At 67.9% G+C, this 13,221-nt stretch carries 17 protein-coding genes; 6 read left to right on the forward strand and 11 right to left on the reverse strand.

Features of this window, described 5'->3' with window-relative positions:
* Window position 1: 1 nt before the first annotated feature.
* Window positions 2–1,273: a M48 family metallopeptidase gene (locus ASC98_RS28685; protein ID WP_056805692.1), complete on the reverse strand. Its 1,272-nt coding sequence runs from the start codon at window positions 1,271–1,273 to the stop codon at window positions 2–4.
* A gap of 53 nt (window positions 1,274–1,326) precedes the next feature.
* Here ASC98_RS28685 and orn point away from each other — a divergent pair, with 53 nt between their 5' ends.
* The 4 genes from orn (at window position 1,327) to ASC98_RS29950 (ending at window position 5,254) form a co-directional block, all read left to right on the forward strand.
* Window positions 1,327–1,893, forward strand: a complete 567-nt coding sequence (gene orn / locus ASC98_RS28690; RefSeq protein WP_056805695.1) for an oligoribonuclease — start codon at window positions 1,327–1,329, stop codon at window positions 1,891–1,893.
* A gap of 403 nt (window positions 1,894–2,296) precedes the next feature.
* Complete coding sequence (locus ASC98_RS28695) at window positions 2,297–3,895, forward strand: DEAD/DEAH box helicase (RefSeq protein ID WP_056805698.1); 1,599 nt, start codon at window positions 2,297–2,299, stop codon at window positions 3,893–3,895.
* A 577-nt stretch (window positions 3,896–4,472) separates the two neighbouring features.
* Entirely contained in the window at window positions 4,473–4,814 is a 342-nt protein-coding gene (locus tag ASC98_RS28700) for a hypothetical protein (RefSeq protein ID WP_157604848.1), read from the forward strand.
* Window positions 4,805–5,254, forward strand: coding sequence for a hypothetical protein (locus tag ASC98_RS29950; protein WP_082552792.1), 450 nt, complete (start codon window positions 4,805–4,807; stop codon window positions 5,252–5,254). The genes ASC98_RS28700 and ASC98_RS29950 overlap by 10 nt, the downstream gene beginning before the upstream one ends.
* On the opposite strand, the gene ASC98_RS28705 is transcribed toward ASC98_RS29950, so the two are convergent.
* The 9 genes from ASC98_RS28705 to ASC98_RS28740 all read right to left on the reverse strand — a co-directional run bounded on the left by ASC98_RS28705 (window position 5,167) and on the right by ASC98_RS28740 (window position 11,501).
* Window positions 5,167–6,129: a YihY/virulence factor BrkB family protein gene (locus ASC98_RS28705; protein ID WP_056805707.1), complete on the reverse strand. Its 963-nt coding sequence runs from the start codon at window positions 6,127–6,129 to the stop codon at window positions 5,167–5,169. The genes ASC98_RS29950 and ASC98_RS28705 overlap by 88 nt on opposite strands.
* A 5-nt stretch (window positions 6,130–6,134) precedes the next feature.
* Window positions 6,135–7,364 (reverse strand): AI-2E family transporter, encoded by a 1,230-nt coding sequence (locus tag ASC98_RS28710; protein ID WP_056805709.1) that lies wholly within the window; start codon window positions 7,362–7,364, stop codon window positions 6,135–6,137.
* A 108-nt stretch (window positions 7,365–7,472) separates the two neighbouring features.
* Window positions 7,473–7,787, reverse strand: a complete 315-nt coding sequence (locus ASC98_RS28715) for a BON domain-containing protein (protein WP_056805712.1) — start codon at window positions 7,785–7,787, stop codon at window positions 7,473–7,475.
* A gap of 109 nt (window positions 7,788–7,896) precedes the next feature.
* Window positions 7,897–8,076, reverse strand: coding sequence for a DUF1328 family protein (locus ASC98_RS28720; RefSeq protein ID WP_047584709.1), 180 nt, complete (start codon window positions 8,074–8,076; stop codon window positions 7,897–7,899).
* Between the two features lie 192 nt (window positions 8,077–8,268).
* Window positions 8,269–8,889 (reverse strand): hypothetical protein, encoded by a 621-nt coding sequence (locus ASC98_RS31415; RefSeq protein WP_056805713.1) that lies wholly within the window; start codon window positions 8,887–8,889, stop codon window positions 8,269–8,271.
* A complete protein-coding gene (locus tag ASC98_RS28730) occupies window positions 8,886–9,269 on the reverse strand; it encodes a hypothetical protein (protein WP_056805717.1) in 384 nt (127 codons plus the stop codon). Before ASC98_RS28730 ends, ASC98_RS31415 begins: the two co-directional genes overlap by 4 nt.
* A 107-nt stretch (window positions 9,270–9,376) precedes the next feature.
* The gene (locus tag ASC98_RS28735) at window positions 9,377–9,775 is read right to left on the reverse strand and encodes a DUF883 family protein (RefSeq protein WP_056805720.1); all 399 of its coding nucleotides are present in this window, start codon (window positions 9,773–9,775) and stop codon (window positions 9,377–9,379) included.
* 80 nt (window positions 9,776–9,855) lie between these two features.
* Entirely contained in the window at window positions 9,856–10,023 is a 168-nt protein-coding gene (locus ASC98_RS29955) for a DUF1328 domain-containing protein (RefSeq protein WP_047500752.1), read from the reverse strand.
* Window positions 10,024–10,157: 134 nt separating this feature from the next.
* Window positions 10,158–11,501 (reverse strand): CHASE3 domain-containing protein, encoded by a 1,344-nt coding sequence (locus ASC98_RS28740; protein ID WP_056805723.1) that lies wholly within the window; start codon window positions 11,499–11,501, stop codon window positions 10,158–10,160.
* Window positions 11,502–11,560: 59 nt separating this feature from the next.
* Between ASC98_RS28740 and ASC98_RS28745 the strand changes: the two genes are divergently transcribed.
* Window positions 11,561–12,193: a response regulator transcription factor gene (locus tag ASC98_RS28745; protein WP_056805727.1), complete on the forward strand. Its 633-nt coding sequence runs from the start codon at window positions 11,561–11,563 to the stop codon at window positions 12,191–12,193.
* A 107-nt stretch (window positions 12,194–12,300) separates the two neighbouring features.
* On the opposite strand, the gene ASC98_RS28750 is transcribed toward ASC98_RS28745, so the two are convergent.
* Entirely contained in the window at window positions 12,301–12,702 is a 402-nt protein-coding gene (locus ASC98_RS28750; RefSeq protein WP_047584703.1) for a response regulator transcription factor, read from the reverse strand.
* A 383-nt stretch (window positions 12,703–13,085) separates the two neighbouring features.
* Here ASC98_RS28750 and ASC98_RS32075 point away from each other — a divergent pair, with 383 nt between their 5' ends.
* Window positions 13,086–13,208 (forward strand): hypothetical protein, encoded by a 123-nt coding sequence (locus tag ASC98_RS32075; RefSeq protein ID WP_255358684.1) that lies wholly within the window; start codon window positions 13,086–13,088, stop codon window positions 13,206–13,208.
* Window positions 13,209–13,221: the final 13 nt, after the last annotated feature.

A 13,221-nucleotide genomic window follows, 5' to 3' on the forward strand; every position in this document is an offset into this window, starting at 1 on the left:
TTCAGCTCGTTTGCGTGTGAAGGGCCGCCAGGCGCTCGGTGGCCGGCGGATGGGAGTAATAGAAGCTCGCGTACACCGGGTCCGGCGTCAGCGTCGTGGAATTGTCCTCATGCAGCTTCAGCAGGGCCGCAGCAAGGTCTTGGCCGTTCGCCTGCGAGCAGGCGTAGGCATCGGCCTCGAACTCGTGCTTGCGGGAGACGCGCGCCGCCAGCGGCCCGGCGAACACGCCGAACACCGGCATCGCGAGCAGCAGCAGGATCAGCGCCAGCGCATCGTTCGGTGCCGCGAGCGACGGCTGCACGCCCAGCCCGACGAAGAACCAGGCCTGGTTCGACAGCCAACCCAGCAGCGCGAAGGCGAGCAGGCTCAGCACCGTCATCGTCAGGCTGCGCTTCAGCAGGTGGCGCAGCTTGAAGTGGCCGAGCTCGTGCGCCAGCACCGCTTCCATCTCGGGCGGGCTCAGCTTGTTGATCAGCGTGTCGTAGAAGATCACGCGCTTGGATTTGCCGAGGCCGGTGAACATCGCGTTCGCGTGCGCCGAGCGCTTGCTGCCGTCCATCACGTAGAAGCCCTGGGCGGTGAAGCCGCAGCGCGCCATCAGCGCGAGCGCCTGCTCCTTCAGCGTGCCGTCGGGCAGCGGCTCGAACTTGTTGTACAGCGGCATCACGACCAGCGGGTACACCACCTGGACGAACAGGCCGAAGGCCGTCCACGCGAGCCAGGCCCAGAACCACCAGTACGCGCCGGCCGCGCCCATCAGCCACAGGATCAGCGCGACGATCGGCAGGCCGAGCACGATGCCGACCAGCGTGTTGGTGACCAGGTCGCGCACGAACAGCTGCCAGGTCATGCGGTTGAAGCCGAAGCGCGCCTCGAGGCGGAAGGTGGCATACAGCTCGAACGGCAGCTCGAGCACCGCGCCGATCACCGAGAACGCCAGCACCAGCGCCAGCTGGTACGCGAGCCCGCCGAAGCGCGGCGCGATGGCGTCGCGCAGCACGTCGTTCAATGCGTCGAGCCCGCCGAGCAGCGTCCAGCCGAGCAGCACGACGGTGCCGAAGGCCATCGACACCAGCCCGAAGCGGCCCTTCGCGAGCGTGTAGTCGGCGGCCTTCTGGTGCGCCTCCAGCGACACCTTGCCGACGAAGGCGGCCGGCACGGCGCCGCGGTGGGCCGCGACATGGCGCATCTGGCGCGTCGACAGCCACAGGCGCAGGCCCAGCGAGGCGAGCAGTGCGACGGCGAACAGCAGGGTCAGGTGAAAGGCTTGCATGGGCTGCAAGTGTAGGGCGCGGGTCGGCGAGAATGCCTGCAAGGAGAAAACCCATGAGCGACATCGCAAGCCCGCTGCAGCAGAGCGACCAGAACCTGGTCTGGATCGACCTCGAGATGACCGGGCTGTACCCGGACACCGACCGCATCATCGAGATCGCGGTCGTCGTCACCGATGCCCAGCTGACGCAGCGCGTCGAAGGCCCGGTGTTCGCGATCCACCAGAGCGACGCGGCGCTCGATGCGATGGACGCCTGGAACAAGGGCACGCACGGCCGCAGCGGCCTGATCGACCGCGTGAAGGCGTCGACCATCGACGAGGCCTCGGCCGAGGCGCAGGTGATCGATTTCCTGAAGCGCTACGTCGGCAAGAGCACCTCGCCGATGTGCGGCAACAGCATCTGCCAGGACCGCCGCTTCCTCGCGCGCACGATGCCGAAGCTGGAGGCCTTCTTCCACTACCGCAACCTCGACGTCAGCACGCTGAAGGAGCTGGCCAAGCGCTGGAAGCCGGAGATCCTCGCCGGCTTCAAGAAGGCGCAGGCGCACACCGCGCTGGCCGACATCCACGAATCGATCGACGAGCTGGCCTACTACCGCGAGCACTTCCTGGCGAAGTAGGCCCCGCTGCAGAGCCCTCCGAAGGCCGAAGGGCATTGCCGCTTGCGGGGAAACCCGAGCCCCCCTACAATCCGCGCTTCGCCCCAGTTTTGTCCTTACGACACCGCCGGGGCGTTTCGTTCATCCCCTCTGACCTCATCGAGTCTTCCCACGGTGGTTTCCAACCACGGTGCGGCCTGATCGAAATCCGAAGCGACGCTGCCCGACAGGGGGCTCGCCAGGGAATGGTTGGCGGCGATGCCGTCGCTTTGACTGTTCCCATGTTCCCCGGCACCGGCGCGAGTGTTCTCGCCGATCTGGGTTCGGACTTTCTCCCCAGCGACTGATCCGCGTGCGCTTCCTGCACGCTGGTGTCCTGCTGTGCCCTTGGGGGCCGGCGGCACCGTGTTCGAGAAAGAAATCGATGAGTTCCGAGAACAATTTCGAGGCCCTGGGCCTCCACGCCGCCCTGCTGCAAGCCGTCAAGGATTCCGGCTACGACACCCCGACCGACGTGCAGGCCCGCGCGATCCCGCCGGCCATCGAGGGCAAGGACCTGATGGTCGCCTCGAGCACCGGCAGCGGCAAGACCGCGTCGTTCGTGCTGCCCGGCCTGCAACGCATCCTCGCCGCCCGCGGCGACAACAACAAGCGCCGCGAAAAAGGCATGGTCTACGGCCCGCGCATCCTCGTGCTGGCCCCCACCCGCGAACTGGCGATGCAGGTCGACAAGGCGGCCACCGTCTACGGCAAGCACGTGCAAGGCCTGCGCGTGACCACCGTCGTCGGCGGCGTGCCGTACGGCGCGCAGCTGAAGGCGCTGCGCGGCCCGCTCGACATCCTGATCGCGACCCCCGGCCGCCTGCTCGACCACCTGAACAGCGGCAAGGCCATCCTCGAGAACGTCGAGATGCTGGTGCTCGACGAAGCCGACCGCATGCTCGACATGGGCTTCATCGACGACATCCGCACGATCGCCGACCAGCTGCCCGAAGCGCGCCAGACGGTGATGTACAGCGCGACCTTCGCCGGCCACGTGGGCCGCCTCGCGCAAGATCTGCTGCGCGATCCGCAGCGCATCGAGGTCACCTCGCACACCGACACGCACGAGAACATCGAACAGCGCCTGCACTGGGCCGACAACGGCGCGCACAAGAACGCGCTGCTGGACCACATCCTGACCGAGCGCGAGATGGAGCAGGCGGTGGTGTTCACCAGCACGCAACGCGACGCCGACTGGCTGGCCGATCGCCTGGCCGACATGGGCCACGCCGTCGCGTCGCTGCACGGCGGCATGCCGCAAGGCCGCCGCACCCGCGTGCTGCAGGGCCTGCGCAACAAGGAACTGCGCGTGCTGGTCGCCACCGACGTCGCCGCGCGCGGCATCGACGTGCCGACCATCAGCCACGTGATCAACTACGGCCTGCCGATGAAGGCCGAGGACTACGTGCACCGCATCGGCCGCACCGGCCGTGCCGGCCGCAATGGCCTGGCGGTGACGCTGGCCGAGCGCATGGACACCGGCATGATCCGCCGCATCCAGGCCTTCACGACGCAGAACATCCCGGTGAAGACGATCGTCGGCCTCGAGCCGAAGTCGCCGGAACCGCGCATGTTCGCGGCCCGTCCGGAAGGCAAGTTCGGCGGCAAGCCGTTCGGCCATGGCCGCGGCGGTCACGGTGGTCATCAAGGCGGCAAGAGCTTCGGCCGGCCGGCACCGCGCGGTGAAGGTTTTGCGCCGCGCAACGAAGGTTTCGCACCGCGTGGCGAAGGCTTCTCGACCCGCGGTCCGGACGGCTTCGCGCCGCGTGGTTCGTTCGATCGCCCGGCCCCGGAACGTCGCGACAACCCGTTCGCGAACCGTCCGCCGCACGAAGGTGCACCGCGCCACGCATTCGACCGCGCGCCGGCCGACCGTGGCAACAACGCCGGCTTCGCGCCGCGCAAGCCGGGCGGCCCGGGTGCCAACAAGGGCGGCTTCGGCAAGCCGCAGCGTCCGCGCCAGGGTGGCTTCAGCCGCTGATCCAGCGCCACGCGCATCGAGGAGGGCCCGCATTGCGGGCCCTTTTTTTTGATCTGATGGGTGTGATTTCGCCCGATCGCCGGTGACCTTCCGCTGCCGGTTCGTCGGGGTGCGACAGCGGCATGGATCGCTGCAGGTCGTCCTGCGTGGCGCGCGGTTCCTCGGGCAGGGCGGGAACGATCGAGGTCGAGCGGTGACAAAGCTCCCTCATTCTTCTCGTCGAATCTTCCATGGAAAAAACCTCCGTTCCCAGGCGAGGCGAGCTCAAACCTCATCCTCGCCGACGAGATATCCCTGTGCTGTCGGCGGGGACCTTCACGTCAAGGATTCTCTGGACGCTGGGTCAAGGGCCCGACAAGGCCGTTGCCGCGCTTCTGGCACTGTTCTCGCGGGACAACATCACCTGCCTGGACCTTCGTGGCCAGCGACTCGGTGGACGGCGCGGAATGGCGCTCAAAGCGTTGCTCGCGCATGCTGTTCGACCCTGGGTCGCAACGAGATTCTCGATCTTGGCGGCACCCATTTGGGCAACCCGCAGCTGGGCCTTCTCACGGCGGCACTGCAGGCTCACGGGAAGTTGACGTACCTCGGGCTCGGCGACAACGACTTCTGTTGGACCGATCGGATCGCTGACGAGTTCATGGCTGCTCTTTCGGCGAATCGGTCATTGACGCACCTGGTGCTGCCTCGCCCCGGCACGATGCCGGACGATTTCGACGCGTGGGGTCTGCGCATGCTCGAAACAAACACGACGCTGACCGAACTGGAGCCTTACGACACCCCTGGCGAGCCGCGGGAGGCCAACTCGTCGAGAGCCTTCGACGTGCGAATGAAGCTGGCGCAGAACCGGTTTGATCGAAATCGGCGGAGGGGCGATGCCTGCGATCTGTCCATTCGCCCGGCGCCCAGGTGGAACTGAAGGCATTCCTGAAAGGCCTCGCGCAGAACGAGTCGCTGCTGATGCTCGTATTGCCTCATGCCGTGTGTGAGGATGACAGGGTGGTCGAGTGCCTGTACCAGATGCATGAGACATTGCGCCTCTGCCACCTTCCGCCCTTCAGCGACGAGGCGCCGCAGGTCGAGTGGTTCGACATCCGGCGCGATGCCATCCGGAAACAGCTCCTCGACAACCAGCGACGTCGGGCGGAGAAAGCCGAAGCGGATCGATGGCGAGTGAAAACACTCATGCTGGCCTTGAAGGAGCGCAATCTGCCTCGTGACGTGAGGGTCGAGACGGCCCAGGACCTGATCCAGGTCACGTCGGCCGACATTCACTCGACTGCCGCAGGCACCCGCTCATGCGCCCCGATCTCCACGGCCAGCGCCGCCCCCAGCAAGAAGATCTGGCACGACCAGTAGATCCACACCAGCAGCGCCGCAAACGACCCCGCGGCGCCCAGCGTCGAGCGCAGTGCGGTGCCGGCGATGTATGCGTTGATGCCGTAGCGCCCGGCCAGAAACAGCACTGACGCGACCGCCGCGCCGATGACCGCATGCCGCGCACGCAGGTGCGCATCCGGCAGCCACACCATCAGCAGCGAGAACAGCGTCGTCATCACCAGCCACGACCACAGCAGCTCCACCGACTGCAGCAGCGGCCCGAGCGCCGGGCCGAGCGCATCGGTCTGGTCGACCACCCAGCGGATTGCCAGCAATGCGACCGCCTGCAGCACCATCGCCACCGCCAGCAGGAAGCCGCAGCCGAGCAGCACGCCCATCGACAGCAGCCGGATCTGCACCAGCCGCCACAGCGAGCCACGCTCGGGCGGTGCACCGAGCATCTCCTGCAGCGACGCGCGCAGCTCGACGAACACGCCGACCGCGCCGATCAGCATCGTCACCACCGCAATCACCGGGGCCGCCACCGCGAACCCGCCGGCGCGTTCGCGCGACAGCAGCCGCGTCGCGGCCGTCGGTGCGCTGGCCAGCAGGTCGGCCAGCGTGCGGGCCTCGCTCGGACCCAGCAACCGGCCGACCGCATCGACGATCGCCGCGTTCGCGCTCTGGTCGCCGAGCAGCCACACCAGCAGGCTGGTGACGACGACGAGCAGCGGCGCCATCGAGAACGCCGCGTAGAACGCGACCGCCGCGCCTTGGCGCGCGCCGTGGCATTCGATGAAGCGATTGATGGTGCGAACGCCCAGCGAGGCGGCCCGGCCCGGTGCGCTCGCGACCATCCGGTGCCAGGCGCGGGCGGCGAGCCCCGGCGTGTCGGCGGCCTCGCCCTTCGCCATGCCGCTCAGCCCTCCATCAGGCGTGCGAGTCGTGTCGCGGAACGCGAATGCTCGGCCACGACCTTCATCGCGACGATCAGTCCGGGGCCGAGGAACAGCCCCCACACGCCCCACAGCGCGCCCCAGAACACCAGGCCGATGAACACCGCGGCCGCATTCATCCGCGCGGCGCGGCTCTGCAGCCACGCGGCGACCGCGGTGCCGATCAGCGTCGACACCACCACCAGGTAGGCCGCGGTGCCGAGCGCCGCGCCGGCCGTGCCGTGCGCGAGGAAGGCCTCGGCCGCGCCGAACGCCGTCAGGATGCCCATGCCCACATACGGCACGACGTGCAGCACCGCCGCGGTGACGCCCCACATCACCGCATCGGGGATCTCGGCCCACGCGAACGCGGCCCACACCGCGAAGCCGATCAGCACGTTGGTGACCAGCAGCACGCCGACGTAGATCCGGATCTGGCGCGAGCATTCGTGCAGCGCGCGACAGGCCCGGATGCGCGACTGCGAGCGACCGCCCCACAGGTCGATGAAGCGGCTGGCGAGCGGGCTGCCGCCGCTCAGCACGAAGAACGCGACGAACACGATGATGGTCAGGTCGCCGGCGAACTTCATCAGGATGGTCGAGCCGTTCAGCGCGGTGTCGCGCATCCACAGCGTGACGGTCTCGGTCAGCGTGTGCGCCGGCGCCGCCGGGATCAGCTTCTGCCGCGACGGCTTCGGCGGCGGCGCGCCGTTGGCCATGCCTTGCGCAGCGCGGTCGAGCTCCTGCAGCGCATCGCGCGAGCGTTTCAGCACCGAGTCTTCATCGGGCTCGGTCGGCGCGATGCGCTCGGCCACCATGCGGATGATCTCGGGGCTGCGGTCCACCATGCGCAGCAGCTTGCCGCCGAACGCCATCGAAGCGAACGCGGCGAGCGCGAGGAACAGCACCAGCGACAACAGCACTGCGAGGATCTGGCTGCGCAGCAACTGGCGCAGGCCGCTGACCACCGGCGCGACCAGCATCGCCAGCATCAGGCCCGCGATCACCGGGACCAGGAAGCGCTGGCCCCACCACAGCGCGCCGATCACCGCGACCGTCGCGATCACCGTCGCCGACGGGGCAGAGCGCGGCAGCGGGCCGGGGTGCCCCTCGTCGAGCGTCGGCGCGTCGTCGCCGGCATGCGATGCGACGACGGCGTGCGCGGCCTCGAGCGGAGATTGGGCCGCGGGCGTCAGGGTGCCGGAGAGGGACATCGTGTGCGAAGACGGCGCACCGAGCGCCCTGTCTTCAACGCCGCAAGGCGCACGACCCTGGAGGGTGGTGCGCCTTCACACGGCCGAGCCGTGGGAGAGTCCCGCGGATTACGGGCGGATCATGATGTCGTTCTTGACCGACTTCACGCCGTTGACGTTGCGGGCGATCGATTCAGCGGTGCTCTTCTCGCCGGCGCTCTTCGCGAAGCCCGACAACTGCACGGTGCCGTTCAGCGTCTCGACGCTGATCGACGAGGCATCGACTTCCTTGTTGCCGACGAACTTGGCCTTCACCGCGGTGGTGATGGCGGAGTCGTCGACGTACTGGCCGACCGACGACTGGTCGCGCGTCACGGCGCAGCCGGTGGCGGACAGCAGGGCGACGGCGGACACGACGGCGGCGAGGGTGTTGCGGACAAACATGGTGGTTCTCCTTCAGTGTGGAAGCGTTGTGATCCAGGTGGTCATCAGGAAGATGGACATCGGACCCCCACCCGTGCGGGCCCGCGTCGTGGCATTCATCAATAGAACATCACTTGTTGCTGATCGCCTTGGCGCCCAGCAGTCCGATCAGGACGACGGCGACGAACAGCACCAGGAACAGCACGAAGAGGAACTTCGCGATGCCTGCCGCACCGGCGGCGATGCCGGTGAATCCGAACACGCCCGCGACGAGCGCGATGGCTGCAAAGATGATGGCCCACTTCAGCATGTCGTTCTCCTTGGTGCGGTGTGGAATCGATGAGGCAACTCTATGAGCGGCCCCTGGCGCGAACCATCGGACGCTGGCGTGAGCGCATGTAGGACGGAATGCTTTGCCGGTGGAGCGGTCCCCACGCATCGGATGGATCGGCAAAAAAGAAAGCGCGCACTAGAGCGCGCTTCGCGATGAATGCGGAAGCTGTCAGTGCACGGTGTAGTCGGTGCCTGGTGCGGGCGGCGTCTGCATCGGCGCCGCCGCCGGGGCAGCGGCGGGCGGCGCTGCAGGGGATGCCATCGGTGCCGCGGGCGCTGCGGGCGCCGTCGACCGCGTGAAATCGGCGATCGCGAGGTTGACCCAGCTGATGATCGAGGTCAGGTCGAAGCGCGGCAGCAACCCGGCCAGCAGCGCACCGCCCGACAGCCAGCGCCATGGCTTCGCACGCGTCAGCAGCATGCCGCCCACGAACGCGCCGGCGAGCAGCCACCATGGGTGCTTCTTCGCAAGCGGCCCGGCCAGTTCCTGGCCCGCATCGCGCGCGAATTCGAACGTGGTGCGCCACGGATGGCCGGCCCACCAGCGACGCAGCCAGCGCACCGCGATCGCGGCGGCCGGCAGATCGGACAACGCATCGCCCAGTGTGCCCAGCCAACCGGGCTCCTGCGGCGCCATTGCGGCCTGTGGATCGCGCGGAGCGCTGGCCTTCACGAGCGCATGGCGGATCGATTCGCGCGACGCCGCGAGCCGCTCCTTCGGGCTCAGCGCCGTCGTCGGCGCAACCGCCGGCAGGCCGGGGTCGAGCTGTCCTTCTTCGACGTGGGTCATGTCGCGCCCACCTCGCCGAGCATGCGCGCGTCGGCCTCGAACTGCTGTTGCACCGCAGCGAAGGCGGGTTCGGCCGCGGGTCGCCGTGCAAGCAGGCCGGCCACCACCGCCACCACCGCCGGTACGGCTGGCGCGGCCCACAGCGCCCACACCGTGTCGGCCTGCAGCGACGGCGTCACCGCCCACAACATCAGCGCGACGCCGGCAAGCACCGCCGTCACGCCGACGCAGCACAGCGCCAACGCGGTGAGCAGCAGGCGGACGGTCCAGCGGCTCTGCGCCTGGCGCGCTTCGCTGCCGATCAGCGCGGCATAAGCGCTCAGGTGATCGGCAACGAGTTCGGGCCGGGTCGCGACGAGCTTGATCAGCGGATGGATCATGGCAGCACCGGAAGAGAGCTACAGCGGACGACGGGATGTGGACGCGACAAACCCGGCCGCGGCGTCGAGCGCCGTACGGCCGGGTTGCCCGGCGCCCACGGCGGGGATCACTGGTTGTTGCGGCGCGCGCTCTGGATCAGCGCAAGCAGGCCCATCAGCGCGGCACCGGTCGCCGCGGCGATCAGCACCGACTTGACGGGTTCGTCCCTCACGTAGCGCACGGTGGCATCGCCGACCGATGCGGCGCGCTCGCGCACCTGGGATGCGGTGTCCTTGACGGCGTCGACGCCGCGCTTTGCCAGCGCTTCGGCCTGGCCGGCCAGGCGGGCGATCGTCGGTTCGGCCGTGTCGCGGGCTTCGCCGATCGCGCTTTCGGCGCTGTCCAGCGCGGTATTCGCGACGCGGCGCGTGCTCTTGACCGCGCTGTCGGCCGTGTCGGCCAGGCGGTTGACGGTGTCGCTCGCCTGCGTGCTGAGGTTGTCGGTCTTGAAGGTGGAGCTGCTCATGGCTGTTTCCTCGGGTTGTGTGCGTGTGGGATATCTAAGTTAGGCGAGGCGCGGCCTCGCCGCAAGGCTGCTGGGGCTGGCTAGGTGCCGCGCTTGATGAGGCCGAACAGGAAGGCGGCCACGGCCATGATCGCGAAGATGATGAAGAGGATCTTCGCGATGCCTGCAGCGCTGGCTGCGATCCCGCCGAAGCCGAACAGGGCGGCGATCAGCGCGATGATGAAGAACACGACGGCGTAATACAGCATGGTCCTGGCTCCTTCGGTGTGGGTGGTTGACGATGGAACCACTTTAGGAGCATGGCCTGCCCCGAGGAATGGGACGGCGAGCCGATGCGCTGTAGGAGGGAGCCGACGACGTCCGCCGGGCTCCCCTGCACCGTTCAGACCTGCGGCAGAGTCGCCTGGATGCGCGTACCGGCGCCGGGCGTCGACTGGATGGCCATGCGCCCGCCCTCGGCCTCGACGCGGTAGCGCATGCCCAGCAGCCCGTGGCTCGACGGCCTGGCGATCTGCGTGTCGAAGCCGGTGCCGTTGTCGTGCACGTCGACCTCGGCCAGCGTGCCGCGCGGCTTCAGCGTGATGACCACCTGCCGTGCCTGCGCGTACTTCGCGACGTTGGTCAGCGCCTCCTGCACCAGGCGGTACACCGTCAGCTCGCCCGACGGCTTCAGCGACACCGGCGCGAGATCGCTGACCACCTTGACGCCCGAGCGCTCGGCGAACTCGCGGCCGAGGATCTCCAGCGCCGCCAGCAGCCCGAGGTTGCTCAGCGACGACGGCCTCAGGTCTTCGATGATGCGGCGCTTCAGCGCGATGCCTTCGTTCAGCGTGTCGTTCAGGTGCACCAGCCGCTCGGTGATGTCGGGCGTATGGATCGTGATGCGCGACTTGAGCCGCGCGACGTCGAGCTTGGCCGCGGTGAGCAGCGCGCCCAGTTCGTCGTGCAGGTCGCGCGCGAGCCGGCTGCGCTCGTCCTCGCGGGCGGTCTGCAGGTGCTGCGCCAGCTCGGTCAGCTGCGCGGTGCGCGCCGTCACCTGCACCTCCAGCAGGTCGCGCTCGGCCTGCAGCGCCTCCTTCTTGTGCACCCGCTCCTTCTCGAGCGTGTTCGACTGGCGCAGGTACATGAAGAAGGCCAGCACGCTGAGCGCCGTCATCGTGCTGACGCCGAGCCGGCTCAGCAGCAGCGTCTGGTAGACCTCGTCGCGCCGCGCCGCGATCAGCGCCGATTCGCGCGTCACCAGCCGCTCCGACGCGAGGCGGATGCTCTCCATCTGCTCGCGCCCGATGTCGGTCTCGATGACCGCGCGCCAGGCCTCGTCGCGGCCGTCGGCGCGCAACTGCACCGTGGTGTCCATCTCGGAGACCTTGCGGCTGACCAGCGTCGCGAGCACGGTGAAGTCGGCGACGCGGTCGGGCTCGTGCGCGTAGTACTCGCCGAGCGTGCGCAGCGTCTCGCCGATGTTCGCCATCGACGAACGGTAGGGCTTCAGGTACTCGGGGCGGCCGGTGATCAGGTAGCCGCGCTGCCCGTTCTCGGCATCGAGCACCTGGCGCAGCAGCACCATGTTGTTGGTGCGGGCGACGCCCATCTCGCCCAGCCGGTCGAGCGCTTCCACCGAGGTGCGGTACGCGGTCTCGCTGATGCCCATCAGCGTCAGCGCGGTCACCACCGCGAGCGGAAACGTGAAGGCACTGCGCTTGAATCGGTGAAAGAAGTTCTTCATGCGATTTTTCTGTGTGCCTCTAGAATCGATTGGAGTCCAACCACAGGGGACAGTCGCTCATGATCAAGATTGCCATCGTTGACGACCACGCGCTCGTGCGCGCCGGTCTGCGTCAGTATCTCGCGGAGCAGGTCGATCTGCAGGTCGTTGCCGAAGCCTCCAACGGCCGCGAAGCCCTCGACATCGTGCGCAAGGAACAGATCGACGTGCTGGTCATGGACCTGTCGATGCCGCAGCAAAGCGGCGTCGACGCGCTGGCCGCGATCCGCGCCCGCGAGCCCGACCTGCCCATCCTCATCCTCAGCGGTTTCCCTGAAGAGCACTACGCCACCACCTTGCTGCGCCAGGGCGCGAGCGGTTACCTGAACAAGGAGTGCGATCCCGAAGAGATCGTCACCGCGATCCGCACGGTCGCCCGCGGCCGCAAGTACATCACCCCGGCCGTCGCCGAGCTGCTGGCCAACAACCTCGGCGGCAATGCGAACCGTCCGTTGCATGAGCAGCTTTCCGAGCGCGAGTTCCAGGTCTTCCTGCGCCTGTCCAAGGGCGAGACCATCGGCCACATGGCCGACAGCCTGTCGCTGAGCGTCAAGACCGTCAGCACCTACCGCACCCGCGTGATGGAGAAGATGAAGCTCGAGTCGAACAGCGACCTGACCTACTACGCGCTGAAGAACGGCCTGATCCAGTAACTCGTCCGACAGCGGGCCGGCGCCTCCGGCCTTGCGCCGCCCGGGAGGGCCGCGCGGGGCCCATCCGCATCCTGCCGCTGCCCGCGCTGCTTCACATGAAGCGCGCGCTACAGGCTTCCCGAACTCGAATTGGCGGCCTCGCCCGAGGCCAGTCGCTGGCAATAACCGATCAGCGCATCGATCTCGTTCGACTTGTCGAACACCTTGTCCGCACCGAGCTCCAGGCACTTGCGCCGCATGTCGGGTGTCGCGTAGTTGCTGAGCACGACCAGCTTGGTCGCGTCCGGCAGGTCGGCACTGGCCGACAGCACGCCGAGACCCGATCCGCTCTTCAGGAAGATGTCGACGATCACCAGGTCGCAGCCGTTGCGCGGCTGCTTCAGCCAGTACAGCGCGGCGGCCTCGTTGTCGGCGGTGCCGACGACTTCGACGGCCACCAGCTCCTCGAGCGCCGCGATCAGGTTCTCGCGGATCACCGGGCTGTCTTCGACGATGTAGGTTTTCAGCATGTCCCGACTTCTGGATTTTTCTTCAACAGGCGAGGCACGCGCAACGAGGACCCGGGTTCACGACAGTCCACGCGACAACACGGTCTGCAAAGGTCATGGATCTTGCCATTTCCGCCGGAAACGTGACGAGATGGGCCGCGAGGATGCCGACAGACATGCGCCTGATTGTATGAATCGGGCAACGCCGGTGCTGACGGAAGAGCGCGGGAGCGCGTGTAGGAGCCAGCCTACAGCGGCGCCAAGGCCGGCGGCGTAGGACAGCACCGACAGACGAAGGCCCTGTCGTCCGGCTGTGTCGGCGGGGGCCTCTCCCTAGACTCGTCCTCCAGGTTGTCCGGATTCAAGGGTGTTCCGGATTCACGAATTGCCGACGGGAGTGGCGAATGAAAAGACTGTTGATGTGGGCTGTGGGTGTGCCGTTCCTGGTGATCAGCATGGTCATGATGTCATTCAGCGACGGGCTGTCCACGCAGGTCGCGAGCCTGTCGTGGTCGCAACGACATTGACGGTGCGCGGCGG

It is taken from the genome of Rhizobacter sp. Root1238 (assembly GCF_001425825.1).
Classification (GTDB): Bacteria; Pseudomonadota; Gammaproteobacteria; order Burkholderiales; family Burkholderiaceae_C; genus Rhizobacter.